Source organism: Akkermansia sp. RCC_12PD (assembly GCF_036417355.1).
Taxonomy (GTDB): domain Bacteria; phylum Verrucomicrobiota; class Verrucomicrobiia; order Verrucomicrobiales; family Akkermansiaceae; genus Akkermansia.
The window spans coordinates 16239-41912 of sequence record NZ_CP143889.1 but is presented as its reverse complement, the minus strand read 5'-3'; the positions used below and the strand labels follow the sequence as shown (position 1 = coordinate 41912).

Here is a 25674-nt window from a genome sequence, read left to right as displayed (position 1 = left end):
TATATCGGATAATCATGAAGATTCTCGTAACCGGCGGCGCCGGATTCATCGGTTCCCACATCGTGGAACATTATCAGGACAAGGCGGAGGAAATCCGCGTGCTGGACAATCTCCGCACCGGGTACCTCAAGAACCTGGACGGCCTCAAGCACACTTTTATCGAAGGCTCCATTTGCGACCGCGAACTGGTGCGCCAGGCCGTGCAGGGCGTGGATTACATTTTCCACATGGCCGCGCTCGTTTCCGTGCCCGAGTCCATGAGTAAGATCAGCGAATGCATCGATATCAATGTCAACGGCCTGCTGAATGTGCTGGAAGAGGCGTCCGCCGCCGGAGTCAAGAAGATCGTGCTGGCGTCTTCCGCCGCCATCTACGGGGACAATCCCACGGTTCCCAAGCTGGAGACCATGTACCCGGAACCCAAGAGCCCCTATGCCATCACCAAGCTGGACGGGGAATATTACCTCAACATGTTCCGTTCTGAAGGGAAAGTCAACACCGCAGCCGTCCGCTTTTTCAACGTGTTTGGCCCCAGGCAGGATCCCAAGGGCGCTTATGCTGCCGCAGTGCCCATCTTCATTGAGAAGGCCGTGAAAGGGGAGGATATCACCGTTTACGGAGACGGAACCCAGACGCGCGACTTCATTTACGTGAAGGACATTGTGGGGGCCCTCACCTTCGTGGCGGAGCATCCGGGAGTGACCGGCGTGTTTAATGCCGGGTACGGCGGACAGATCACCATTGAAGAGCTGGCGGACAATATCATCAAGGCAGCCGGTTCCTCCTCCAAGGTGCTCCACGCTCCTGAACGCGCCGGGGATGTGAAGCATTCCCGCGCCTGTGCCGACAAGCTCCGCAATGCCGGCTGGCAGCCCGGATATACGCTGCCGGAGGGTCTTGCCACCACCCTTGACTACTTCAAGGGCATTCTGGGCAAGTAAGCTTCCGGGGTTTTGATTTCTGATTTTCCGGGGACCATTCCGCTGCATCCGGCGGGGTGGTCCCCGTTGTTTTTCCGTTTAGGCTAGGTCCTGTATGACAAATTTTCCGTGTGCCGCAATTTATGTCCTTCAGTCGTATTTGTTACTGTGGTGGGTATGATTAGAGAGGTTTTCCAAAAAGGAATATTCACGTATTTAAAATGAGCGGTCAGCAAATGTGACGATGTGTTTTTACTGCGGATGGAAGTGTAAGTATGCCTGATATTTAATATTTGTTAGATAAAAGGATAGTTGAAATAAACGGCCCGTTTTTGCCGTTGAATAGCGTTGACAGGAAAGGGGCAAACGAATAGAGAACCTGACAATATGTTTGGTTCAGGTCATTCCACATTTGATTCTGCCCTGGTGGCGGAGAACCCTTATCTGGAGCTGGTCTTTGCCCGTCGGAAGGAAGAAGCCAGTTGGGGCTGGATTCCTTTTGCGGCATTCATCGCCTTTTTGTTCATTGACTGGCTGTTCGGCCTCTGCCTTCCTGAGGGCGACCCGGAAGGTGCGTGGACCTGCATGTTTATTTTGCTGGGATGGGGCTTTCTGGCCCTCGTACATTTGATCATTCTTCCCATCTGGATGCTGATAGCTTCCCTGCGGTATTGGGAAGTGAGGCAACGGGCCGTTGCCGTAGCTGCTTTCCTGTTCAGTTTGCTTGCTCCGGCGTGCATGGTTTGCATGCTGGCGGCTTGGTCCGTTCTCTGAAGAAAGGGGAAAGCGGGGAGGATAGGGAACGCGGGGATTTCCGTTTGAAGATGGCCGGGGGCGTTATGCCATGGGTGCGGGAATGGGGTCACCGTGTTTTTTGCGATTGCCTGCGCGGCTTTTCGTGCCTTTTGCCGGACAAGTCAGACTTTCCCATTTCACGGCGTAGGGTTTGTTGCTAGCATGTCGGTGATGGATTTGTTCAGTTTACAGGAGGCCGAATCCCGGGAGGGCTTTGAGCCAGGTGCGGATACGTCCGTCATGCCGCTGGCTGCGCGCATGCGGCCGCGTTCCCTGGATGAAGTGGCCGGACAGAGGCATTTGCTGGCTCCCGGCAAGCTGCTGAGGCGCGCTATTGAAACGGACAGGTTCACTTCCCTGATTTTTTACGGTCCTCCCGGCTGCGGCAAGACCACGCTGGCTTCCGTCATCGCCCGCACGACAAACGCCCATTTCATGATGCTCAACGGGGTGGAGTCCAACGTGGCCGAGATCCGGGAGCGCATCGCCCAGGCGCAGATGCGCATGAGCATGCATGGCCGCAAGACCGTGCTGTTCGTGGATGAACTGCACCGCTTTAACAAGGCCCAGCAGGACGTGCTGCTTCCCCATCTGGAGAAAGGAACCGTCAGATTTATCGGCGCTACGACTGAGAATCCCTATTTTGCGATCAATTCCCCTCTGCTTTCCCGTTCCCAGGTGTTTCCGCTGGAGCCTGTTCCGGAAGAGGAACTGGTTTCCCTGTTGAAACGCGCTCTGGCGGATGCGGAGCGCGGCTTGGGGGCATCCCGCGTGGACATGGGGGAGGAAGCCCTGAACCATCTGGCCGCCAAGGCGGACGGAGACGCCAGAAAGGCTCTCACGGCCCTGGAAGTGGCCGTGCTTTCCACGCCTGCGGGGGATGACGGAATCGTCCACGTGGATCTGTCTGTGGCGGAGGAGTCCATCCAGCGCAAGGCGATCAAGTATGACCGCCTGGGCGATTCCCATTACGATACGATTTCCGCCTTTATCAAGTCCATGCGGGGTTCCGACCCGGACGCCGCCCTGTACTGGCTGGGGATGATGCTGGAGGCGGGGGAGGATATCCGTTTTATTGGGCGGCGGCTGGTGATCGCCGCTTCGGAGGACGTCGGTCTGGCGGATTCCAATGCCTTGCGCGTGGCCCTGGATGCGGCCCGGGCGGCGGAAATGGTCGGGATGCCGGAAGCCCGCATTCCCCTGGCTCACGCTACGGTATATCTGGCGACCGCTCCCAAGAGCAATTCCGCCTACATGGGGATCAACGCCGCCATGAACGACGTGAGGAATGGCAAGACACTTGCCGTGCCGGAGCATCTCCGGACGCCCACGCGCAAAAAACTGGCCGCGGCCGGAGGGGCGGACGCCGCCCGTCTGGAATACCTGTATTCCCACGATTATCCGGAGCATTACGTTCCGCAGGCCTACTTGCCGGAAGGGCGCGTGTACTACACGCCCACCCGGAACGGCCTGGAATTACGCATCAGCGAACGGATGGAATACCGCCGCAAAATGGCGGAAGAAATTGGAAAGAATGAAATAGAGTTATAGCTTTTTGATTATATGTATATCATTCTTCTTTATTTCACATCTTTATTTTTTGGAATATTGAATTTTCCTTTTTTATTTTAATAGATTAGTATTTTTAATCTCCAATCTCATATATAGAATGATATTTGCTAAATAGTATATTTTTACCATTATTGAATGAAATAGATTGACTCCTGTTTTTTTTATATGAGGATCATAAATATCATAAGATGATCCGATTCATGAAATTATCCGTTGTTAAACGTTTTTTATGTGGGATATTTTTTCCATTTTTAGGAATGATTTCACCATCGTCTCTTCTTGGAGTTCCAACGACAGTATCTGTTCCAGATATATTTCCCGTATGCCCCATTTCCTATGTTACAGGTACAATGTTGGCTACTGATGGCTCGTTATGGGTGATTGGTGAAAACGCGTCCATTTACCGATTGGATGCTGGATCAAGAGAAAACGATTCGTGGTTGGATCTTCGTTATTTTAAAAATTTTCCGAATACTTCTGATTTTCGTTGCATAGTACAGGATAAACAGGGGCGTATATGGGTAGGAACAGACCATAGTGGGGTTGCCGTCTTCAATGGGGAGGAATGGAAAACTTACACTCAGGAAACTGTTCTTTTAGGGGACAGAGTGTACGCTCTGGCCGTGTCTCCATTAAGTGGGGAAATAGCCATAGCTTCTTCCGGTGGAGTAAGCATTTATAATCCCAAGGATGAAAGTTGGAAGGATCTAACACGTGCCGATGGTTTGGTATCAGATCAAGTTTCTTCGTTATGCTTTGATAAAAAGGGAATGTTATGGGTAGCTTATCATTGTGGGGGAGTTTCCTATTCCTCTTCTCAAAATAGATATTTGAAATGGAAGACAATACAGTCTAAATGGTATTGGGATGAAAAACAAAATATCCGCCAGCCGGAAACTCCCTCAGGGGAAGGGCTACCTTCCAATCTTTGCAATGTTATTATGGAAGGGCATAATGGCAGTATTCTTCTTGCTACCTGCGGCGGTTTAGCTTGGACTTCTAAAACAGGTAATTGGCAATATATGAGAGGAACAGATTATAATTTCAAAAATGAAGGTGTGTTTGGAGCAAAAATCTCTAGAAATAAAAAAAGAGTTGTAAAAAATGATTATTTTCTGAAAGAGGATTATGTATCTGCCTTACAATCTACGGAGAAAGGGATTTTTGTAGGGTTTAGAAGTTACGGAGCAATCTTGCTAGATCACAAAACTCATTCAGTTATTAAGGATTACGGTAAAGATAAAAGAAATTCACTTTCATCTCAATTCGTTACAACCATTGTAGCTTATCCAAATGGTACGGTATTAGCTGGAACTTATGGAAAAGGGCTAGTCATGCTTGAACGGGGGAAAAAAGAATGGACTTTTGATAAACATGAAATAGACCAGTGTCCTCCTTTTCCTAAGGAGCCATCAGTGCTTTCTGTGGAGAATTTGACAGCCTTAGGGGAAAATAAACTCCATAGTGATAAAAGAGATGTTTTTTTCTGGAAAGAGGATTGGAACACAAAAGGGGATTGGTGCGAACGCTATGGTCGTGATTATGCTCTTTTATGTGCTACCAATGCTCCACGAGATGACTATTTTTACAGTTTTCCTAATCAAAAAATTTCTGTGGTAGGGAAAACAGGAGCGAATCAGAAAAAAGGAGAAGGGCTTCGACATTGGATTCATTGGGGATGTGCCAATAATAATGAAAATGTATTAAGGAATATTATGTCTGGTATTCGGACAGAGGCTGAATGGGATGATCATGGTGAAAATTATGCAAGATCATTTGATGGTCCAGATGTATGGGCCTTTCTCTCATTGCCTCAGGGATGGTATCATTTCGCTCTTTATTTTTATAACCCGAATGGACATGAGAAAAATCCGGCTTTGCGCGATTATCTGATAGAGGTCAGGAAATTTCCCCTTATGGAATCACCTAATAATAATTATGAGTTAAAAGATACTCTTGAAAAAGGTGATATTTCCAAGTTGACTAAATATCCTGTTCTTGCAAGAAGCCGAGTTAATTTCTTCACACGCTCAGGTGTTTATAAATCTTTCCTTGCCAAAGGTGGATGTCTTTATGCGATCAGAATTTGTAAGAATAATTCTTTTAATACTATTTTAAACGGTATTTTTGTGACAAAACTCTTGGATGGAAAAGGAAACAAACATGTCCGAGAACATCCCTCCCGTCAATATTGTAATATCTATCCGAAACCTCCCTCCATCAATGGAGAAGAAACTACAAAAGGAATAATTAATATTTTTGATAACGTTGCTAAAATTCCTGCAAATGCTAACGATGCCTCAAGAAGTGAGGCATTGAAAACATATATTTACCGGACTGCTGTTAAAAATGGAGAAAAATTAGATACTATTAAATTTATGCGATGGCATTTGAATTTATGGAATCAAGAAGAAAGAAATGCCATGGAAGAGCTGATGGCAAAGTCTTGGTTTAATAAACAGGAACGTCTAAGCGGTATTTATTGTTCTTCTTTAGTTTTTCCGAAAAGTCCGCGTGTAATTCCGTTTACTCCTTTAGAAATTTTTGATATGAAATTATTGGGTATAGAATGGAAATCATATTTGCCCGGTTCTTCTTCCGAGCCACCAATGTCAGTTGATGAAATGAAGAAAAAGTCGTATGAAATTACCAAGTCTAAAAATAGATTTGAGTTATATAAGCAATATAAGATGCAAAAAAATGAAATAAAATAATACCGACTACGATAGCTTCTTGGGCTATTTCATACGGAGTGAGGTAAAAGTAGAAGCCGATGCGATCATCTTGATCAACTTGCAATGGGTGATGGTGGCATTGAAGATGTATTGGATATGTTTAATGGAGAAGATATGCCGATAGCGATGTTGCATTTGCATTTCATATCAAGAACGATGATAATGAACGACACGAATTGATGGAAGAAGATGATGTTCAAGCAAAATCGGAGTGAGATACTCTTAGTGTGAAAGATGATGATGGATTTAACATTGGTACTAACGTACGAAAAATGAATGAGGTTTTTTACCAGTTCATATTGTCTATATCTGTTGCAATAAAGATGCACATTTGAAACATTATGAGTAGCAGTAAATAATACTCCGAGAAGATGTGATGCTCAGAGATGTTACTTACATGGTAAGTGTTAAGTAGATCAAAAATAGATTAAGGTATCAATTAAAAGAGCCGTCCACAAGTAATGTGAACAGCTCTTTTAATTGACTCGGATGCCAGGGTATCAGGATTCCTTGGTAACGATGATGTCGCAGTCCACGTCAAACCAGCCGTGGCCCTGGCAGTCGAAGACCAGGTCCGGTTTTTCCGAGCCGGAGAGGCGCAGGATGAATTCCCTGCCATTTTTGTCCTGCTGGTCACGGGGCAGTTCACTGACAACGCGCGTACCCCTCATGAAACGGGGATTGCGGATGCTGCATCCGCCGCTGTTCATCTTGAAGGTTATTTTGTAATTGCCCGGGCCGTTGAGCATGCCGGCAATGTTGACGCGGGTAGGCGTCATTTCCGGGCGGAGATAGTAGCCCGTGATGCGCGGTTCCTTGAGAGTGACGGGTTCCGTCAGGTAACGGTAGTAGCTCTGCGCTCCCACGCCCATCAGTGTCTTGGGGGAGATGCGGGCGATGTCTGTCAGGGTTTTCAGGGCGAGATCCTTTTTCCCCTCATTGCGGTAGAGCCAGAATCTGGCGGCCATGACCTGTTGTTTCTGCAGGGGAGTCATGCCCGGTATTTTAAGCTGCTTGTCCACATAGGCGTGGGCGGCCTTGTAGTCCTTCTGGCCGCCGTCCTTGGCGGAGTCGTTCACCATCCTCTGGATTTTTTCAATGTAGGGCAAGTGGTTGAAAGTGTATTTGAAGTGCATGCCCCGGGTATCTTCCGGATCCGCCTTTCTGATTTTTTCCAGAATGTCTTTTCTTTCCCGTGCCGCATAGGGCGGGAGCTGCTGAAGGCCTTCCCCGTACAGGGCGGCCGCGTTAGCTCCGGAGGCGGCAGCGGCTTTTTCCCACAGCGCATTGGCCTTGTTCTGCTGCTTGACGGCTTCCACCGCCTGTTTCACGACGGCGGGCAGTGTGTCTCTGGAAACGCCTTCCGAAAGGAATACCGTGTGGCCGTCCGGGGAGACTACCTGGATGGCGGGAATGTTCCAGACGGCACCGGGCGGCTTGGGCAGTTTCTTTTCTTCTTCCGTCATTTCCTCCCGCTCGTCCTGGACGCACCAGAGAACAGGTTCCGCGGAGCTTTTGGAAAGGTGTTCCGCGGCGCGCGTGACTTCCCGTGACTTGGGAGACCAGTCCGTGCCGGCCCAGACGACGATCATGTATTTGTTGACGGTTTTTGCCTCATCCTTGACGGCATGGTAGGCGGGCAGGGCGGCCTGAAGAGGCGCCGCAAGGATGACGGCCGCCGCCAGAAGGCGGGGGAGTGTAGTGATGCTGTAAAACATGGAGTGAGTGGCGGAGAGTGGTTGATGTTACTTTTCGTAAACGAGGATGTGGCGCAGGTGCATGAATTCGGGCTGGGCGTTTTTGGCTTCCACCTTGATCCATTTTGCCCTGGTGCCTTCCGGAGCGGTGACTACCCATTCCTTGGACATGTTGTCCGTGGAAGCCAGGGGGAACCAGGTGGCGCCGTCCGTGGAGGTGGAGACTTCCATCTTTTTCATGCGGTCTTCATTGCCGTTGCGCTTGGTGATGATGAGTCCCGCCAGATTCACGCCGTTTTTCAGTTCCACAATAACGTTCGGATTGGCTTCCTTGTCCGTGTGGTGGGAGCCGCCGCACGGGCGCAGCAGGTTGATGTGGTCCCACGGGCTGTCCCACTGGCAGGTGGTGGAACACCTGACCATGCCGTCGGCGGGGACGAGCTTCCAGTCCTGGGGCACAGGTGTATTAACGGTGTTGGAGGAAGTATTGGCGTCCGAGAAGGAAGCCGCGGCTTTGCTCAGAGTCTGGAAGGCCGGAATGGAGCGTGCCACTTCCGTGGCGTAAATGGCCTTTCCATACGCTTCCTTCAACTTTTTGGGATCGGGAGCGGAGCCGGAGGCTCCATTGCCGCCCGCCTGCTGGGCCACCTTGGCGAACGCGCTGGAGAAGGTGTCCGCCTGCCCGTTTTCCACAAAGGTTTTGACGGCCCATTCCAGCGCCTGGCCGAAGTTGGTGCCGTCTCCCGTTTTCAGGTGGGTGGAGAGAACCGTTTCCAGATAGGCCGCCTTTTCCTGCGGCGTGGTCAGGAAGGCGGACTGGGAGTCCAGCACAGGCTGGAATTTTACCGCCCATGAGGTGGGAGTGGCGGCGATTGTTTCATGCAGGTCCCGGAACCATGCAATGCGGTCCGCAGGGGGAATGTCCATCAGGAATTTGTTCTGTACGTCCTTGAGGATGCCAAAGGCGGCGAATCCGTTGCCCTTGTAGTGGGAGAGGGCGTCCTTGGCGTACACGTACCAGTCGATGGGCTGCATGCCCTGTTTTTCCAGAAGAAGCCGCTGAAGCTCCGTGCGGAAGAAAGGATGGAGGGGCGTTTGTTTGAGCGCTTCCTGCCAGGATTGGATGGCCTTGTCCTTGTTGCCTAGGATTTCGTCAAGCCGGGCCTGGTACGCCCACTGGTACGCCAGGTCTATTTTTTCATTGTCCGCAAAAACGGCTTCCATCAGCAGGTAGGAGGTAGGCGCCTCGCTGCCGAAGATGTGGTTGTGCATGCCGCCGTCCGGACCGCCGAAACCGCCTTTCCATTGTCCGCGCTTCACGCGCACCGCATAGGCGCAGTGGCCGGGCTGGCCCACGGGATAGGCCGGAATGCCGTGCGCCTGCGCCGCCATGGTCCCGAAGTGGGAGAGGCCGCCGCAGACGCCGCCGATGGTCCGGGTGTTTTCCGCCTCGCCGCTGGAGTCACGCCACGGGACGTAGAAGAGGGGGCCCTGGATGGTGTCTCCAAAGAAGTTGTTGCCCGTATAGGGAGCGGCCCAGCAGGCGTCCGTGTAGCGCCGCCAGGGCAGGTTGATGTGCTCGTTGAGCCATTCATAGGATTTGTCGTCCCAATGGATGCCGGTGACGAAGCGGATTTCCCACGGGCGCAGCTTGATGAAGCCGGGGTGCAGCTTGTTTTCCTGATGCAGTTTTTTAAAGATCTGGTAGCGGCGCACGGGGTTGCAGTTGGCGGAGTTGGCCTTCAGTTTTCCGGCGAAGGGACCCGTGGAGAAGACGGAGGCGATTCCCGTAGCTAGGGACTGGTAGGTGCGGAAGTCCGGGCTTTTGCCGTCGGCTTTCCAGATATCGGAAAGAATTTGGATGCCGGTCGGGGAGTTTTCCGGAATGAGGCCCGCGCCCAGGTAGAGTTCCATCCACCCCGGGTCTTGCAGAAATGCCTTGACGAAGGCCGCATCCTGGGGGCTTTTGGAGAAGATGGCTTTCATGTTGTCCGGTCCCGTAACGCGCAGCAGCTCGTGAATGTCCAGCAGGTGCCGGTATTTGTTATCCTGAAGCAGTTTCTGTGTGGCTTTGGTTTGTTCGCCGGCGGCTTGCAGGGCTTCCCTGATTTCCGTTTGCAGGCCGGCAAAGTCGCCGGAGGAAATTTTTTGAGCCATGGAGGAAGGCAGGGGACTGGCAACGACCGGAGCTGCCGCTTCCGGTTCCGTAAAGTCCTGAGCCGCGCAGATGGGCGCGGCAAGCAGGGAGGTACAGAGAATGAGATGTGAAATATTCATGTGGAAAAGCTTTTACAAGAATAGCAGAAAAGGGTGCGCGGTACCAGTTCCTTTTCCGGCTTATTACGGTTGGATAAGAGCGTTTTTTTCAGTGATGGAATGAAAAACCTCCGCCATTCCGGGGGTCAGCACATATGGTCGCAGAGCATTTTCACTCCCAGGCCGATGAGGATGATTCCCGCACCAGCTTCCAGATGGAAAGAGGGGAACCGGTGCAGTTTGCGGGCCAGGAAAAAGCCGGCAGCCGTGCAGAGGAAGGTGGTGGTTCCAATGACTGCCGCGGGTAGGAATACCGCGTGGAACGGCGGGGAGGCCCCGCATTGGACAGAGGAAAGGTAAATGCTGATGCCCGCTACGAGGGCGTCTATGCTGGTGGCTATGCCGACGCCCAGCAGGGTGAAGGCCGTCAGGGAAGAGACGTCGGGCAGTTCCTTGTTCGTCCTGTGGTTCCTGCCCTCCCGGATGACGTTGATCCCCAGTATGGTGAAGACGGCAAATCCCAGCCAGTGGTCCCATTCCGCTATGTAGCCGTGTACGGTTCCCGTGAGGAAGAAGCCCAGCACGGGCATCAGGAATTGGCCGCCCCCGGTGGCCAGGGATATTTCCATGCCGTTGCGGAACCGGTTTTTCTTGATGATCAGGCCGAAGGAGAAGGCTACTACAAAGGCGTCCACGGATAGCGCAAATGCCAGAAAGAGTAAATCAGCCGGATTCATGAAGGGAGGGGGAATTTAGGGGCAGATGGAGAAAAAATCAATGTTTTTCCGATTTTCCGGCCTGGAGATGCGGCCTGCCTTGCGGGCGCCTCCGCCAGGTTTTCCCCCATGGATGGAGAGTTTTTTCAAAGGATTCTCCAGGGCCGTTTCCGTGGAGGTTTCCATCCCTCCGGACCCGGCAGCTCCCGGCATTCGGGCACCCGGCCTTCATGGTTTTCCTGTCATCCGCAAAAGGGGTGATTCCATCTGCCGCTGATGCTTTAGGCAGGATGGGAAAAGGAAGGAGGCAAGGCCGCGCTGGCAGCAGCAGGCGGCACTGCCTTGGAAGCTTCCCTTACGGCCTGCAGTATTTCTTGATGTAGGGGAGTACGGCGTCTGCCCAGATGGCGTAGCCTTTTTCCGTGAAGTGCAGGTTGTCCCTGCTGATGCCGGGCAGAAGCCTGCCGGAGGAGTCCAGAAAACGCTTGTTGATGTTGACGTAAGTGGTGCGGGGCAGTTTGCATTGCGCCACAATGGCGTTGATTTTATCATTGTGCTGGCGCAGCTTGTCTTGCGGGCCGCTGCCGCGGGGGAAAATTCCCAGAAGCAGTACGTGCGTGTCCGGGAAGCGCACCAGCAGGTGCTGCGCCGCCCCCAGGATGCCGATGGCCGTTTTTTCCGGGTCTTCCCCTCCCTTGAAATGTCCGGTGTTGTTGGTGCCGATCATGACGATGCACAGTTTGGGATCCGTCTGTGCCGGCATGCCGGAATGAGTGATGCGGTAGATCAGGTTGGTAGTCTGGTCCCCGGAAATGCCGAAGTTGCAGGGATGGTAGGGTTTGAACATCTTATCCCATGCCTGTTTTCCGTCCCGGTCCCAGTAGTCCGTAATGGAATCCCCCAGGAACAGGACGCCGCAGGGATTGTTCCTGAGCTGCTCCACCTGTTGATCGTAGCGGTCTTTCCAGCTTTTCGTCCCTTCCCGGGAAATGGGGGACAGAGGGGACGGGGCGTCCGCCAGGGCGGACAGGGCGAGACAGGGCGCCAGGCAGGCCAGGACAAGTGCATGTAAATTCCTCATATGCTAATGATACGGAAATCCGGGAAAAATGTTGCGCCAAACAGGTGGTTTTTTTTGATTTCCATGGATGAGGCACATTGTGTGCGGGTCCCTTCCCCCTTGCCAGAATTCGGCGGCTGGTGTAGTTTGTCCCGGTATGAGCGAGGTGTCCCTGCAGCACGGAATGACGCGCCAGATGGTGGCGGGACAGTCCATGCAGACGGGTATGCAGATTCTCCAGGCTTCCTCTCTGGAGCTGAAGCAGTTGATCCGTCAGGCCCTGGAGACGAACCCTCTGCTGGAGGATGTCCCGGACGCTTCTCCGGAGGCCCTTGACGATGAGCCGTCCGGAGACCTTGACGACATGAAGGATGACGGCTGGAACGAGTTTACGGTTGAAGGACACCCTTCTGCGGAGGCCGCGGCCCGGCGGGATTTCATGTATGAATCCGTCGTGGCTCCGGAGTCTCTCAAGTCCCATTTGATGGACCAGGCGGTTCATTCCGCACTGACCGGGCGGTCCAGGGAAGCCCTGCTGCTGCTGATTGATTCCCTGGATGACCGGGGATTTCTGACGGAGTCCCCGGAAGAACTGGAAGAGAGGGAATGTTTCAGCATGAAGGATATGGGAGAGGCTCTCGCGGTGCTGAGAGGAATGGACCCGCCCGGAGTGGGGGCCCGGGATTTGAGGGATTCCCTTCTGATTCAGCTGGAACAGCGCGGGCTGAAGCGGTCGCTGGCGTTCCGTCTGGTCAAACGGTGCTGGCGGGAGCTGGCGGCGCACAAGTATGGAGAGGCCGCTCTCCTGTTGGGTGCGGAACCGGAGGAAGTGGCGGCGGCCCTGGAAATTGTCAGGAGCCTGACCCCCGATCCCGGCTGTGCCTATGCGCCGGGTGGCAATCCGCATATTCTGCCGGATGTGGTCGTGGAAGAGTCGGCTTCCGGTGAACTGGAAGTGACGCTGACTTCGGAATACCTTCCGAAATTGTCCATGAATGAACAGTACATGGAGATGATGGCGGAAGGTTCCGGAAGCCGGGATTTGCGCCAGTACCTCCGCAAGGCGTTCCGGGAGGGCCAGGAACTGATACGCGCGCTGGACATGAGGCAGGAGACCATTCTCAAGCTGGCCCGGGCCATTGTCCGGAAACAGGAAGCCTTTTTCAGGGCCGGGCCGTCCCATTTGAAGGCCATGGGCATGGAGGAGATTGCGGTCGAGCTGGGCGTGCATGTTTCCACCGTTTCCCGCGCCTGCCGTGACAAATACCTGTTGTGCAAGTGGGGGATGAGGGAGTTGAGGTCCTTTTTCAGCTCCGGATTCTCCGCGGGCGGTGAGGCCGCATCCGGCGCCGGGGAGAATTCGGTCGCTTCCGGAGCTGTCCAGGAGTTGATGCGGGCGTTGATCGCGGCGGAGAATCCGGCCAAGCCCCTCAGCGATGCCAGGCTGGCTGCCGCCCTCCAGGAGAAGGGGGTGAATATCGCCCGCAGAACGGTAGCGAAGTACCGCGAACAGATGAAGATTCTGCCCGCCTCCCTGCGCAAGGGGATATGACGTTTTTAAAGAGCGTTTTCAGATGATTCAACACGTTGATTGCAGGTTGTTTTTGTGAGGATTGAAAAAGGCATGCCGGATACTGCCGTTTCTGGCGGAGGCAACGGTTGACTGACGCGGCTTTAGTGATATAGTCGCCTCCCTTTATTGCTTTATCGTTATGCGTACATTTACATGGCCTATTGCATTGTTGCTGCTCGGTTTGCTGTTTCAGACCGTGGCGTTCGCCGTACTGAATACGGTGGTTCCGCTGTGGATGGAGCAGGCGGATGCGGCCGTGTGGGAGACGGGCATGGTGGGGTCTTTCTTTTTTCTGGGGAACCTGGCCGGCACGCTCATGGCCGGATGGCTGATACGCAGGACGGGGTTCAACGGCAGCTACCGCTGCGCGTGCGTGTTGTGCGCCGTGTCCACGCTCCTGCTGGTGGCCGTTTCCGGAGTTGCTGCCTGGAGCGGTCTCAGGTTTTTGACGGGAGCAAGCTGCGCCCTGGTTTGGGTGGTGGTGGAGAGCGCCCTGCTGAGGGCGGGAACGCTGAAGACCCGCGGCGTTCTTCTGGCTTCCTACATGGTGGTTTATTATCTGGGCACCGTGCTGGGCCAGTTGCTGATCGGCTGGTTCCCCAGCGACATGGTTGTGGTGGTCTCCGAAGTGTGCGGATTGTCCGTCGCCGGCATGATTCCGCTGTTGTTCGTCCGCTTGAAGTCGGATGCCGGCAGCGGGGAGCTTTCCCCCCGCGTGGAAATCCGGCCCCTGCTGAGACGCCGCAGCGTGGTGCTGGGCGTGGCGGGCTGCATGATTTCCGGCGTGGTTCTGGGAACGATTTACTGCCTGATGCCCCTGTTCCTGAAACACCAGGGCATGAGCCATTCCTCCGTGGGGTATTGGATGGCCCTGCTGATTGCCGCGGCCATTCTAGGGCAATGGCCCATGGGGCGGCTGTCTGACAGGTACGGGCGCGCCTTCGTGATGAAGTGCCAGTCCCTGCTGGTGATAGCCGCCTGCGCCGGCCTGATGGCCAGGGGCGGACTGATGGCCCCCTCCCTGGTCGCCCTCGGCCTGGCGGGTTTTTCCCTGTATCCCATCGCCATGGCCTGGGGATGCGAAGAAGCCTCCCGCGACGAGCTGGTGACGATGAACCAGCTCCTGCTGCTGAGCTATTCCGTGGGGACGCTGGCCGGTCCTTCCCTGACGTCGTTCCTGATGCAGCGTTATTCGGACAACTGGATGCCGCTGGTCATTGCCCTGGTGGCCCTGCTGTACATGCCCGTGCTGATCGTAGGGGGACACCGGGCGGGCAGGGCGTCCCGGTAGGAGTAGTACCCCGCCGGAGCAGGGCGGAAACATGTTTTCCCGCAGGGGGATAATTCATGAAAGAGGGTGGCTTTCAGAAGCGTTCCTTCCCGGTCAGGGCTGTTTCGGCTTTTGGGCGGCGTCCGGCTGCTTGTCCGTTTTGGATACGTCGTTGTCCGCCACCTGGTGGATCATGTCCGTCAGCGCCTGCACATAGTTCTTTGTCCGGGAGTCCGTGACGCTGTATTCGCATTTGCAGGAGAGGGTGGGGATGTCCAGGGCCGCATAATGGCGGTCATTGCTGTTGATGGCCGCTGTTTTCCGGTGAAGGGTGGAGGGCGGCTGTTCCCAGCTTTTTGCAAAGGGGGCTGCGCATTGCGCGGCAAATTCCTGTCCGCGTGGAGTGGTCAGGAACAGGACCGGTGTCTGGGGTTCGACTTCTTTCGTTTGCTCCCCTTCTCCGGGAACGGCGGTTTTCTGGGGTTCCAGGTTGATCATTCCCAGGATGTTGGAGGCTCCGATGAGGCCGCTCAGCATTTTGGCATGCACGCCGGCTCCGGAGGGACCGGATTGCCCCGCGGACTGCGCCCCGTTGGCGTAGGCTACAAAGTAGATGTTGTGGTTGGTCGCAATGTCCCTGAGGTCCCTGGCCGTTTCCATCAGCACGGCCGCTCCGCTGCCGTTGTTGAAGCGCTCGTCGGAGTCGTAATTGGCCCCTACCACAATGCTCTGGTTGTCGGAGAAGAGGCCGGGCTTGTACACCACAATGTTGTAGATGGCGGCTTCCTTTTTGGAATTGCCGCCCGTGATGGGCTGGAGCGTCACGGCATACCCCATGTCCGAGAAGTTGTTTTCAATGTATTTGGCGGCCGCCTCCATGGATTTGGGCTGGCGGGAGTTTCTGGGGCCTATGGTTTTTTGCAGGACTTGCGTATGGCGTTCCATGCGTTCCGCCAGGGAACGGGGGGTGTCCGGGCCGCCGGGGGAGGACGGAAACAGGGTGCAGGACGACAGGACGGCGGCCAGCAACAGGCCTCCGGAAAGTTTTACGGCGTATGTGTATGGGGATGTCATGAATGCTGAAGCGCGGCAATGTAGTTCATTTCCCGTGCGATTTGGGAGGCCAGGGGAATTTTCATGTGATCCGGAAGGACGCTCCATGTGTAGGTTTCCACTTCCAGATGGGGGCGGAGGGAGGGATGGGAGTGCAGGTAGTCCAGTGTTTTGGCGATGAAAGACCCCGTGTCTTTCAGAGGCGGTTCCGGAGACGCGTACAGGGGAATGTGGTAATGAATGCGCCAGACGGAGTTCCGTGTTTCCTCCGCATAATCCCGCGCGTAGGCCAGGGCATTCGGCATGTCCGGGAAAAGCATGGTGTGGTTTCCGTGCCGGATGCTGGTCTGGTGGAAATAGACTCCGTCGTCAAATTCCTGGAGAAGGTCCAGGCTTTCCAGTTCGTTCATGTGAAATTCCAGGGCGTTGGAGAGCTGGACCTTGCACAGGGCGATGTTGTTTTCCTCCCAGGCGGAGAGGGTGAAATCCGGTTCTTCCCGAAGAATGGCGAAGTGGCAGGTATCGTAGGTCAGCCCTATGTGGCGTTCGATGAGTTCCGGGCGGCGGGAACGGTTGCGCAGGTTGTCAAAGAAGCGAATGGCCCCGAATGTGTCGTGAAAATGGCCGAAGGGTTCCGGCTCCAGGCCGAGCTGCATGAGGCGTCCCGTCTGTCTGCTCAGCGCGTCCAGGAATCCGCTCATGGCTTCCAGCCGCGCGAAAATCCGCTCTTCATCCGCGTGGAACCAGCTGTGGGATGCGGGAAGCGTGCTGACGGTCAGCGTGTCGGCCCGTTCATCGCCGATGAGGGCCAGGATGCGGAAGAGGTTGCAGGTATATTCAAAGCGTTCCGGAGTGGTCCAGTCCGGCTGGAAGACGCGCTCCTTCACCCGTTCTCCATGAAAGTTGCCGTAGGGGAACCCGTTGAGGGTCTCCACCCGTGCGTGGTTGTCATTCAGCCAGATTTTCAGGGAATCAACAGCCTCAGGTGATTCCAGCAGTTCCCTCGCCGCCCGCGCCGACAGGCGCAGGCCGATACCCAAAGGCTGGTTGCGGAGGGGAGAGGAGAGTTCACTGGCGATGCGCGGCACATGGAGTCGGAGCGCTTCCATGGTTTCCGCCCAGGATTCGGCGGGGTGGATATTGGTGCAGTAGGAAAGCATGGCGGGGCGGATGGGTGTTGTAGGGGAACGGCCTTCCGCTTCGGGGCGAGATGTCGGAAGATGGCTGTGCCTGGGATGCGTTCCTCAGACATACTTACGAACGGCGGGACGGGAGAAATTTCACGGAATTGCGTCTTTGGCCGTCATGGGAAATGCATTTCGCGCAGTGGGACGAATAGGCTTGCTGAAATACTGTCCCCTATGGTAAAGGACAACTTCCATGTTCAACTTTCGCCCGCTTTTTTTTCTGGCTTCCGGAGTTTTCCTGCACGCGTCTGTTCTGCATGCCGAGGACGGCGGTGGAGGGTGGAAATCCTCCCGATTCTGGTTCAGCCGTCCGGCCGAATGGAAAGAGACGCGGCCCCAGAAAGGGACGGGGGATACGTCGTGGGCGAAGGATGCCACCCCCATCGGCAATGGAAGAATAGGCGCGCTTATTTATGGCGGCCTGGGGAAGGACCATCTGGAACTGACGGAGATCAGCATGTGGTCGGGCGGCTTTTGCAGTTCGGAAGCCAAGGACAAGGGGCCGGATTCCCTGAAATTCGGGTCTTATCAGCCGTTTGGAACGCTGGAAATCACTTATCCGGCTGCGGATGGAATGAAGGATTACAGGAGGGAGCTTGACGTGGGCAGGGCGCTGGCCTCCGTGTCCTATTCCACGGGGGATGTCCGTTACAGGAGGGAATATTTTGCCAGCATTCCCCATCAGGTGATTTCCATGACGGTGGAAGGGGACAAACCCCGTTCCGTGGATGCTGTCTTCCGGCTGACAACTCTCCATCCGCAGGACCGGATTACGTCCACCGCCGGAGGAGGACGGGGCATGATTCTGATCCAGGGCAAGTTGAAGAACGGGCTGGCGTATGAAGGCCGCATCGCCATTCTTCCCAAGGGGGGAACCGTTAAGGCTTCCGACGGTGCTGTCGTTGTGGAAAAGGCGGATTCCTGCCGTGTGCTGGTCTCCCTGGCCACGGATTATGTCCTGGATGCCGCCCGGAATTGGAAGGGCGAATCTCCGCGGAAAAGGAACGACGCCGTTCTGGCGCGGGCGCTCAAGGTGCCTTCCGGGAAAATGAAGCGGGATCACCTGCTGGCCTATGGAAAGTTTTACAACCGGGTTTCCCTAGATTTAGGAGAAACGGAGGACGCCACGGCCGGACTTCCCATCGACGAACGCCTGAAGAAGTATAAAAAGGCTGTGAACGAGGGAACGGAATCTCCGGACCCTGATTTGGAGGAATTGATTTTCAACTTTGGCCGCTACGTCATCATTTCCTCCTCCCAGCCGGGCAATTTGCCCGCCAACCTGCAGGGGCTCTGGAATTACAGCCTGATTCCGCCGTGGGATTCCGATTACCACAACAATATCAATATCCAGATGTGTTATTGGGGCGTGGAGCCCGCCAACCTGCCGGAATGCTATGAGCCACTGGTGCGTTATATCAGGGAGATGGCGCCCGCGGCGCGCAGGATTACCCGGGAGACGGCGGAATTCAAGGCGGCGTCCGGAACTCCCGCTCCGGGGTGGACGAGCAGAACCGCCCAGAATATTTTCGGCGGCCAGGGGTTCAAGTGGAACAAGCCCGCTTCCGCCTGGTATGCCCTGCATCTGTGGGAACATTACCTTTTTACGCTGGACCGGGATTACCTGAAGACGACGGCCTATCCGATGATGAAGGAGATCTGCCAGTTCTGGGAAAGCCAGTTGAAGGTGATGAATGAGGGAGGAAGCAATTTCAGGACGGAGGACAAAAAAGTGACTCCGGAGGTGGTTTCCCGTGATTTGAAGGATATCAGGGCAGGCATGCTGGCGGCTCCCATGGGGTGGTCTCCGGAACACGGGCCGAAGGAAGACGGCTGTGCCCATGACCAGCAGATCGTGTGGGAGTTGTTCCATGACACCGTGCAGGCTGCCGAGGTGCTGGATGTGGACCGGGCGTGGAGAAAGGAACTGGCCGCCAAGAGGGACCTGCTGGTAGGGCCCAGGGTGGGGGAGGAAGGTATGCTGCTTGAATGGATGATCGACCGAAAGCCGGGCAGCGGTTCCTGGGACCCGCACCACCGGCACACCTCCCACCTGTTTGCCGTCTATCCCGGCAGCCAGATCAGTCCGGCAAAGACGCCGGAATGGGCGGAAGCCGCGCGCAAGTCCCTGCTGGCGCGCGGAACGACGGGTGATTCCCGCCGTTCCTGGACCTGGGCATGGCGCACCAATCTGTGGGCGCGCTTTCTGGACGGACGGAAGGCGTACGAGATGATTCAGGGCATGATCCGCTACAGCATGATGGACAGCCTGTTCACCACGCATCCGCCCATGCAGGTGGATGGTACCATGGGCATCGTGGCGGGTTTTGCCGAGATGCTGCTCCAATCCCATACGGGGCGGCTGCATTTGCTGCCGGCACTTCCCGGAGCGTGGAAGGACGGCAGCGTCCGGGGGCTGAAAGCCCGCGGCAATATTTCCGTGGACATGGCCTGGAAAGGCGGCAGGGTGACACAGTTCAGCCTGTCCTCTCCCGCCGCCCAGTCCGTCAAGGTGTTCTTCAATGGGGAGGAAAAGACTTATGCGTTGACGCCGGGAGTTGCCGTTAAAGAGAAGTAGGGGCGGTGGTTCGACGGCTTTCGGACGGGAGGGAGCGGCTTTTTCAAGTGCCGGGTTCAAATATTGCAGGATGCTTTGAACCGGGGCTGGAGAAGATACCGTGAACGGCGCCGGATTCCGGACGGAGTTATGCTGCCGGAGAACAGGGGACCGTCTGGATGAAAAAAGGTGGTCGCGAGGGTGTGTCTGTCAAAACTGGAACGGTTGTCCGGGAGAAGACAGGCAGCAGGGAGGAAGAACAACGGACGAACCTGTTTGAGAAGGGAAGGCATTAAACCGATTTGCGGCCGGGACCTGCAAAAAAGGCTGTTCCGCCGTAAACGGAACAGCCTTGTTGTAAAAAGACAGGTAATGCTTAATTATTGCACGATGCCGAGCGGGGCGGTCGTCTTCCAGTCGCCGCGGGTGAAGTCCGGGAATACCTGGGGCATGCCGCCCTGGGCCACGGAGTATTCGGAAAGCTCGGAAACGGAGGACCAGAAGGCCCCTTCATAGACGTTCTGGTCCATGGGTTCGCCGTTGCGGAGACATTCAATGATGCGGAAAAGCATCACGAAGTCCATGCCGCCGTGGCCACCCATTTTCAGGGCCAGCGGGCCGACGCGCTTCCAGAGCGGGTGCTCGTATTTTTCAAAGATGGGCGCCAGCTTTTCATTGCCTTCAATCCATTCGTGATAGTTGCCGTTGCCCAGTTTTTCACCGGCCACGCGGGTCGGGAAGCCGGCCAGCGTGCCCAGGGTGCCCTGGATGAGGTTGAGGCGGGAGTAGGGGCGGGGGCTGGTTTCGTCCCATTCCACCAGAACGGTGCGGCCCATGGTGGTTTTAATGATGGAGGTGTTCATGTCTCCGCAGGCGAAGTCCAGCTTGTTCCACTTGTGGTCCGCCGGGAAGTTTTTCCTGGCATATGCGGCGCGGCCGAGGGCCGGGCTGGAGAAGGAAACGAGCCTGCCGAAGCAGTCGTCCTTGCGGGCCAGGTTCATGTACTGAGCCACGGGGCCGAGGCCGTGCGTGGGGTACACGTTGCCGTTGCGCTTGGCGTAGTGGTAGGTTCTCCAGGAACCGGTTCCGCGCTCCACCTGCTTCATCTGGCCGCGCAGTTCGTGAATGTAGGCGGCTTCTCCGTACAGGAGGTCTCCGATGACGCCCTGGCGCACCATGTTCAGGTACATGAGTTCTTCACGGCCGTAGTTGACGTTTTCCATCATCATGCAATGCTTCCGGGTCTGTTCGGAAGTATCCACGATTTCCCAGAGTTCCTTGATGGAGACGGCCATCGGCACTTCCACGAAGGCGTGGGCGCCCATTTTCATCACGTCGCAGGTGACGCGGCAGTGCCATTCCCAGCTGGGGCAGACGATGACGGCGTCCGGCTTGACTTCCTTCATCATGCGCTTGTAGTCTTCCGGTCCCTTCGTGAAAATGGGGGGACGCTTGCCCGTCTTCTTTTCCACGAGGTCCGCGTTGCGCTTGGCCCAGTCTTCGTACAAGTCACAGATGCCGACGACTTCCGCGCCTTCAATGACAGCCATTTGCGCGACGTGCATGGAGCCGCGTTCGCCCACGCCGACAAAGGCCACGCGGACTTTGTCCAGTTTGGGGGCACGGAATCCGCCCATGTATTGGGCGCCCGGCTTGCGTGCGGGCCACGTGGTCATGGGACCGATGTTGTTCGGATCGGGGATGATGATTTTTTTGGGAGCCAGGGCTTCTACTTCCTGCGCGTTGGCAAGGGAACCGGCAGCCAGAGCTCCTGTAGCCAGACCCAGGGTCTGGAGGAAACGACGACGTGATGATGAAGTATCCATGAATGAATAGTATGTGAGGGAGGATGGAATCCTCAGGTTGCCATAGATACCGGGTTTTGAAAATCTTTCTTTCACGAATGATGCAAAAAGTCCACGGCTTTTTAAATAACAGTGGGGAGGGCAGAGGAGTTTCACCGCTGTTTTCCACGGGAGCGGGAAGAGGCGCAAGCCGGGGACGAATACGGGTGAAAGGAGGCACTTCAGGAAATAAAAGAGGCCCCGTCCTTCCGCGGTGCGTGGACAGGGCCTTTGGGGGTGCATCACCCGGTTGTTCCGATGTTGCAGGCCGTTGCTTGGGAATGAAATGGGTGCATCATGGGCACCGCGTTCCGAAGGATCGGCTCTGGATCGGAGACATCCGGAAAGTGTTGCGTGGTCGCCGGTGCGGCGGCGGGGCCGTTCCAGGCGGCCGGAGAGATCATCCCGTTTCTTTCGGCTTATTCAGTAAGGGAACCTGTCGCGGGTTCCGCATGCCGTAGAATCGGGATTATCTTCCCGGTCGTCTTTGATGGTTCGGTCAATCCGCCTTGGCGGCGGGAAGTGCTGGCGCGGCGAGTTTGGCGTAGGCTTCACTCAGCGCCTTGCCCAGCTTGGGGCGGAAAACCGTGGTGGTCGGCAGTTTGGCGCCTTCCATGTCACAGGAGCGGAGGATGGCGGGGATGGAAGGAGCCAGCGCATGCTGCATGATTTTCATGCAGTCTTCCAGGTCCACCCCGTATTTTTCCTCAATAAGGTTTTCGATCCGGTCCGCCATGTGTTCCATGCGCTCTATCTGCTGTTTGGTCAGGATAGGCTGGATGGTTGCATTCGGGTCGGGAACGTAGCTGGTCAGCATCTCAATGGCCCGCTTCAGGTCGTCCGGCAGGTTGGTGACATTGCCGCTGTTGAGCACCTGGGCAAGCACTTGATAGCTGTTGGTTGCGTTCTCGTCATAATCATGAATTCCTGATGCCAGCGCCACGCCTGCGATGCTCTGCACGTAACTGGCTACTTCCGGGGAATGCTTGCCTTCCACGAAGGTGGAGGGCACTTCATCCGCGTAAGCCAGAACGGCGGCCTGGCAGGCGAGGGAACTGATGGTGCCCGCGCACAGCGTTTTAGTGATTAACGACAGGATTTTCATGAGTGAAACCTTGGTTTGGGTTTCCCGGCTGCAACGGCCCGGCGGACCGTCTGTAGCAAGTGAGACCGTTTTCCCCCGGATTGCGTTCAAACATTTTTTTGAATGGTTAAAATCCGGGTTCTTTCGGCGTCCTTTCACTATCTGCGTGAACGGCTGCGGCTGTATCCGTTACGTGATTGCCTGCGGGAGGGGGCACCGTTTTCCCGGGCGGAATTTTTCTGCCTCCTGTCAGCACCGGGAACGGTCAGCAGTTCTGCCGGGAGTTCCGTGCTGGAGGCATGCACGGGAAGGACGCGTCCGAGCATTTTGTGGATATCCCGGGCCTTTCCGACTTCATCCGGAGCGCACAGGGCAATCGCCTGTCCGTCGGCTCCGGCGCGGGCAGTACGGCCTATGCGGTGTACGTAAACTTCCGATTCCGCCGGCAGGTCATAGTTGATGACGAGCTGGACGTCCTTGACGTCGATGCCGCGGGCCGCGATGTCCGTAGCGACGAGAATGGGCGTTTCCCCGGAGCGGAATTCGCGGAGCATGCGCTCCCGCGTACCCTGGCTTTTATCCCCGTGGATGGCGGAGGCCGGATAGTCCCTGCCGGTGAGGAAGGAGGCCAGCCGGTTGGCTCCGTGCTTGGTGCGGGTGAAGATGAGGGTGCGTCCCGGATGTTGGCGCTGTTCCAGCAGGTCCAGCGTGCAGGGCCTTTTGTCCGCCTGGGAGCGGACCATGCAGAGGGATTGTTCCACCCGGTCCGCCGTGGCGGAGGGAGGCGTGACCATGACCGTTTCCGGTTCCTGGAGGAAGGCCTGGGCCAGTTGCCGGATGTTGTCCGGCATGGTGGCGGAGAACATCTGGGTGTGGCGCTGCCGGGGAATTTTGGACACGATTTTTTTCAGGGCCGGGGCGAAGCCCATGTCCAGCATGTGGTCGGCTTCATCCAGAATCAGGGTTTCCACCTGGTCCAGATTGACGGTCTGGCGTTCCAGATGGTCGATCAGCCTGCCCGGCGTAGCAACCAGAATGTCCAGGCCCGCCGCCAGTTTGCGGAACTGGGGGGCATACCCCACGCCGCCGAAGATGACGGCCGTGGACAGGTTCTGTCCCTTGGCATACGCCGTGATGTTGTCGTGAATCTGTGAAGCCAGCTCCCGGGTGGGGCTCAGGATGAGCGCCCTGACCTTTCGTGGCCGGGGTTTGGCGGGATGTTCGGAAAAGTGTTGAATGAGGGGCAGGGCGAAGGCGGCGGTTTTTCCCGTACCGGTCTGCGCCAGTCCCATCAGGTCCTTTTTCTGCAGCAGCATGGGGATGCAGGCGGCCTGAATGGGGGTGGGGGTCTTGTACTCCAGTTTCTCCAGTTGGCGGAGAATGGGAGCCGACAAGCCAAGCTCCCTGAATGTGGTGGATACCATATTGATTTCTTTGTCTGTGAATGCGTCCCGGCTGCAGTGAACTGACGGAATCACAAAATGGCAGGGAAAAAATCCGCCGGAAGCGATACTGAAAGAATCAATACGGAGACGCCCGTATCCCGCCAACCGCAATGACCATCAAATGAACAACCAAGCTTCCATTCGGCGGGAACAAATCCATAAAAGCACGGTGGAAGGGAGCCGTCAAGAGAAATAAAAACATTTTAGGCGTTATGGCTCCATTTCCCGGTACTGCCGAAAACTCTGATAAGTCGGCTGCCGCTGTCATCCGGAGCCATGTTGTGCGGTTACGGAAGTTTCTTCCACCCACTTGATTTTAAGTGTGGTTAAATGAAAATGCGGGTTGAGAATCCGCGTCAAGCATAAATTGTTCTTTGTATGTTACTTTGTTGTCTATTCGCTTGGTGTAGTTGGGAAAGAAAAAATATTAGTGGTTGATAGATTTTGTGTATATCTTTTATGGATAGTACTTCGAGTATTGTGTATATCGTATTTTTTGTGGTGGCAGATAAATATGATAGCGGATTCTCAATCCGTCTAATTTCCATTTATCTAAATTCTTTTCCACAGTTATGAACTATAAGACGATAAAAAAGGCATTTTTTCCTTTTTGGATGATGTTGACCTTGTGTTGCGGTGGCTGTTGGGTTGCTTTTGCTCAAGGCGGAGAGTTTGTTGATTTAAGCAAACCCCGAATTTGGACGGCGGTTACGGGGCATCAATTGAAGGCAACGTATGAGGGAAGAGAAGGAAATAAAATTCGCTTGCTCGTGAATGATGGAAAAGTGAAAACCATTTTGTGGGAAAAACTTTCGAAGACCGATCAACAGCTACTGGATGATCAGCTGCAGAAGGAAAGCAGAGAAGGAAAAGTTGACCTTTCAGATTCTGGCAAGAACGGAAGAAACCATCCTTTTGTCGAATTTCTTGCTGAAGCGAAGCAAAAACGCCTCGCGCCTGAGGAGGGAGTAAAATACTATCAATATGTTATTGATGCACTTTTTAAACACGTGAGTGAATATCATTTCAAATATCCAAAGGATTTTTTGAAAGAAGACAATTCATTTAATTTGAAGTATCTGAATAAAATTTTAGAAAAGAAAAAAACTATTTCCCAACGTAAAAACCTTTTTACCGGAGAATACCTGCCTACCCCCGTATATGCCAACGAACCTGAGTGGAAAAGTGTGATGCAGGAATCACGCTATACGTTGGATGAAAGATATGTATATCTTGAACAATGGGATACTTTATACTCAGGGAATGATGAAAAAATAGTTGTATTTGGTATTTGTGTAAATAGAAAAGGAGAAAATCAAGGGGATAACGTAAAATATGTCGCCTGGTACAGGGAAGACAGCAAAAATTATTTATATGTTGTGCAAACTTTTTTTGAGCAGGGAGATGACGGAGTTCTCCGTTTGGGCGGAATGAGAGGTGGGACAAGGGATGGTGAGTGGACGCGATGGCACACCTACGATGCAAGAAAGGGTATTTTTTATTCCTTGTTCATTTTGCTAGATCAAGACGGAAAGATTTCACTTCGTAATTCCGAAGAAGGCTCATTGCAATTTTTTGCTTCTGCACCGGGTAAAAAAACTCTTTGTTATCCAAGGAATGATCATAGGAATTACTATTTTGACCTGGACAGTAAAAATTTTGCTCTTGGGCGATATGATTTAAGAGGAAATCCGATTTCTCTGGAAAAATTATGGGGAGAGGCTGCCAAACGAAAATCGAAAGCGGCTATTGGTTCCAAACCTACTGCTAAACATGACGATCCTCTTAATGTTTTTGCAGAACGCAATATCAAGGATAAGTGAAATTGTTTAAAAGCAATGAAAGTATTCACTTTCAGAAAAACGGATAGTACAACTTGAAGGATTCAAGGTTGTAATCCTGAATTCAAA

Annotated in this window: 17 protein-coding genes; 8 read left to right on the top strand and 9 right to left on the bottom strand. The window is 54.6% G+C overall.

What is annotated here, in order from left to right:
* The first annotated feature begins 14 nt into the window (after window positions 1-14).
* The 4 genes from V3C20_RS00150 (at window position 15) to V3C20_RS00135 (ending at window position 6001) form a co-directional block, all read left to right on the top strand.
* On the top strand, window positions 15-941 hold the full coding sequence (locus tag V3C20_RS00150) for an NAD-dependent epimerase/dehydratase family protein (protein WP_130083495.1): 927 nt from the start codon (window positions 15-17) through the stop codon (window positions 939-941).
* A gap of 366 nt (window positions 942-1307) precedes the next feature.
* Window positions 1308-1694 (top strand): hypothetical protein, encoded by a 387-nt coding sequence (locus V3C20_RS00145; RefSeq protein ID WP_130083496.1) that lies wholly within the window; start codon window positions 1308-1310, stop codon window positions 1692-1694.
* A 192-nt stretch (window positions 1695-1886) separates the two neighbouring features.
* Complete coding sequence (locus V3C20_RS00140; RefSeq protein ID WP_130083537.1) at window positions 1887-3266, top strand: replication-associated recombination protein A; 1380 nt, start codon at window positions 1887-1889, stop codon at window positions 3264-3266.
* Window positions 3267-3487: 221 nt separating this feature from the next.
* Window positions 3488-6001, top strand: a complete 2514-nt coding sequence (locus V3C20_RS00135; protein ID WP_161981326.1) for a two-component regulator propeller domain-containing protein — start codon at window positions 3488-3490, stop codon at window positions 5999-6001.
* A 521-nt stretch (window positions 6002-6522) separates the two neighbouring features.
* Here the strand turns inward: V3C20_RS00135 and V3C20_RS00130 are convergent.
* The 4 genes from V3C20_RS00130 to V3C20_RS00115 form a co-directional block, all read right to left on the bottom strand.
* Window positions 6523-7740, bottom strand: a complete 1218-nt coding sequence (locus V3C20_RS00130) for a hypothetical protein (RefSeq protein ID WP_130083498.1) — start codon at window positions 7738-7740, stop codon at window positions 6523-6525.
* A 27-nt stretch (window positions 7741-7767) separates the two neighbouring features.
* Window positions 7768-9996 carry a discoidin domain-containing protein gene (locus tag V3C20_RS00125; RefSeq protein WP_130083499.1) on the bottom strand — a complete coding sequence of 743 codons (2229 nt, stop codon included), beginning with the start codon at window positions 9994-9996 and terminating at the stop codon, window positions 7768-7770.
* 125 nt (window positions 9997-10121) lie between these two features.
* Window positions 10122-10712 carry a manganese efflux pump MntP family protein gene (locus V3C20_RS00120; RefSeq protein WP_130083500.1) on the bottom strand — a complete coding sequence of 197 codons (591 nt, stop codon included), beginning with the start codon at window positions 10710-10712 and terminating at the stop codon, window positions 10122-10124.
* Window positions 10713-11046: 334 nt separating this feature from the next.
* Window positions 11047-11772: a GDSL-type esterase/lipase family protein gene (locus V3C20_RS00115; protein ID WP_130083501.1), complete on the bottom strand. Its 726-nt coding sequence runs from the start codon at window positions 11770-11772 to the stop codon at window positions 11047-11049.
* A gap of 136 nt (window positions 11773-11908) precedes the next feature.
* Here V3C20_RS00115 and rpoN point away from each other — a divergent pair, with 136 nt between their 5' ends.
* A complete protein-coding gene (rpoN, locus tag V3C20_RS00110; protein WP_161981325.1) occupies window positions 11909-13303 on the top strand; it encodes an RNA polymerase factor sigma-54 in 1395 nt (464 codons plus the stop codon).
* Window positions 13304-13463: 160 nt separating this feature from the next.
* Window positions 13464-14615 carry an MFS transporter gene (locus V3C20_RS00105; protein ID WP_130083503.1) on the top strand — a complete coding sequence of 384 codons (1152 nt, stop codon included), beginning with the start codon at window positions 13464-13466 and terminating at the stop codon, window positions 14613-14615.
* Between the two features lie 93 nt (window positions 14616-14708).
* On the opposite strand, the gene V3C20_RS00100 is transcribed toward V3C20_RS00105, so the two are convergent.
* Both V3C20_RS00100 and eboE read right to left on the bottom strand, forming a co-directional pair.
* Window positions 14709-15668 carry a hypothetical protein gene (locus tag V3C20_RS00100; RefSeq protein ID WP_130083504.1) on the bottom strand — a complete coding sequence of 320 codons (960 nt, stop codon included), beginning with the start codon at window positions 15666-15668 and terminating at the stop codon, window positions 14709-14711.
* Window positions 15665-16807: a metabolite traffic protein EboE gene (eboE, locus tag V3C20_RS00095; RefSeq protein WP_130083505.1), complete on the bottom strand. Its 1143-nt coding sequence runs from the start codon at window positions 16805-16807 to the stop codon at window positions 15665-15667. Before eboE ends, V3C20_RS00100 begins: the two co-directional genes overlap by 4 nt.
* Before the next feature lie 220 nt (window positions 16808-17027).
* Here eboE and V3C20_RS00090 point away from each other — a divergent pair, with 220 nt between their 5' ends.
* Window positions 17028-19412, top strand: a complete 2385-nt coding sequence (locus tag V3C20_RS00090) for a glycoside hydrolase family 95 protein (protein WP_130083506.1) — start codon at window positions 17028-17030, stop codon at window positions 19410-19412.
* A 359-nt stretch (window positions 19413-19771) separates the two neighbouring features.
* Here V3C20_RS00090 and V3C20_RS00085 read toward each other — a convergent pair whose 3' ends face one another.
* The 3 genes from V3C20_RS00085 to V3C20_RS00075 form a co-directional block, all read right to left on the bottom strand.
* Window positions 19772-21217, bottom strand: a complete 1446-nt coding sequence (locus V3C20_RS00085; RefSeq protein WP_130083507.1) for a Gfo/Idh/MocA family oxidoreductase — start codon at window positions 21215-21217, stop codon at window positions 19772-19774.
* Window positions 21218-21734: 517 nt separating this feature from the next.
* On the bottom strand, window positions 21735-22340 hold the full coding sequence (locus V3C20_RS00080; protein ID WP_067569902.1) for a hypothetical protein: 606 nt from the start codon (window positions 22338-22340) through the stop codon (window positions 21735-21737).
* 137 nt (window positions 22341-22477) lie between these two features.
* Complete coding sequence (locus tag V3C20_RS00075; protein ID WP_130083508.1) at window positions 22478-23743, bottom strand: DEAD/DEAH box helicase; 1266 nt, start codon at window positions 23741-23743, stop codon at window positions 22478-22480.
* 593 nt (window positions 23744-24336) lie between these two features.
* Here V3C20_RS00075 and V3C20_RS00070 point away from each other — a divergent pair.
* Entirely contained in the window at window positions 24337-25587 is a 1251-nt protein-coding gene (locus tag V3C20_RS00070) for a hypothetical protein (protein WP_130083509.1), read from the top strand.
* Window positions 25588-25674: the final 87 nt, after the last annotated feature.

What these genes read in the sequence shown, in the direction of transcription:
- V3C20_RS00135 (WP_161981326.1), top strand. Translation starts at nt 3,488, where the DNA reads ATGAAATTATCCGTTGTTAAACGTTTTTTATGTGGGATATTTTTTCCA.
- V3C20_RS00120 (WP_130083500.1), bottom strand. Translation starts at nt 10,712, where the DNA reads ATGAATCCGGCTGATTTACTCTTTCTGGCATTTGCGCTATCCGTGGAC.
- V3C20_RS00115 (WP_130083501.1), bottom strand. Translation starts at nt 11,772, where the DNA reads ATGAGGAATTTACATGCACTTGTCCTGGCCTGCCTGGCGCCCTGTCTC.
- V3C20_RS00085 (WP_130083507.1), bottom strand. Translation starts at nt 21,217, where the DNA reads ATGGATACTTCATCATCACGTCGTCGTTTCCTCCAGACCCTGGGTCTG.
- V3C20_RS00100 (WP_130083504.1), bottom strand. Translation starts at nt 15,668, where the DNA reads ATGACATCCCCATACACATACGCCGTAAAACTTTCCGGAGGCCTGTTG.
- V3C20_RS00125 (WP_130083499.1), bottom strand. Translation starts at nt 9,996, where the DNA reads ATGAATATTTCACATCTCATTCTCTGTACCTCCCTGCTTGCCGCGCCC.
- V3C20_RS00105 (WP_130083503.1), top strand. Translation starts at nt 13,464, where the DNA reads ATGCGTACATTTACATGGCCTATTGCATTGTTGCTGCTCGGTTTGCTG.
- V3C20_RS00140 (WP_130083537.1), top strand. Translation starts at nt 1,887, where the DNA reads ATGGATTTGTTCAGTTTACAGGAGGCCGAATCCCGGGAGGGCTTTGAG.
- rpoN (WP_161981325.1), top strand. Translation starts at nt 11,909, where the DNA reads ATGAGCGAGGTGTCCCTGCAGCACGGAATGACGCGCCAGATGGTGGCG.
- V3C20_RS00080 (WP_067569902.1), bottom strand. Translation starts at nt 22,340, where the DNA reads ATGAAAATCCTGTCGTTAATCACTAAAACGCTGTGCGCGGGCACCATC.
- V3C20_RS00090 (WP_130083506.1), top strand. Translation starts at nt 17,028, where the DNA reads ATGTTCAACTTTCGCCCGCTTTTTTTTCTGGCTTCCGGAGTTTTCCTG.
- V3C20_RS00130 (WP_130083498.1), bottom strand. Translation starts at nt 7,740, where the DNA reads ATGTTTTACAGCATCACTACACTCCCCCGCCTTCTGGCGGCGGCCGTC.
- V3C20_RS00070 (WP_130083509.1), top strand. Translation starts at nt 24,337, where the DNA reads ATGAACTATAAGACGATAAAAAAGGCATTTTTTCCTTTTTGGATGATG.
- eboE (WP_130083505.1), bottom strand. Translation starts at nt 16,807, where the DNA reads ATGCTTTCCTACTGCACCAATATCCACCCCGCCGAATCCTGGGCGGAA.
- V3C20_RS00145 (WP_130083496.1), top strand. Translation starts at nt 1,308, where the DNA reads ATGTTTGGTTCAGGTCATTCCACATTTGATTCTGCCCTGGTGGCGGAG.
- V3C20_RS00075 (WP_130083508.1), bottom strand. Translation starts at nt 23,743, where the DNA reads ATGGTATCCACCACATTCAGGGAGCTTGGCTTGTCGGCTCCCATTCTC.
- V3C20_RS00150 (WP_130083495.1), top strand. Translation starts at nt 15, where the DNA reads ATGAAGATTCTCGTAACCGGCGGCGCCGGATTCATCGGTTCCCACATC.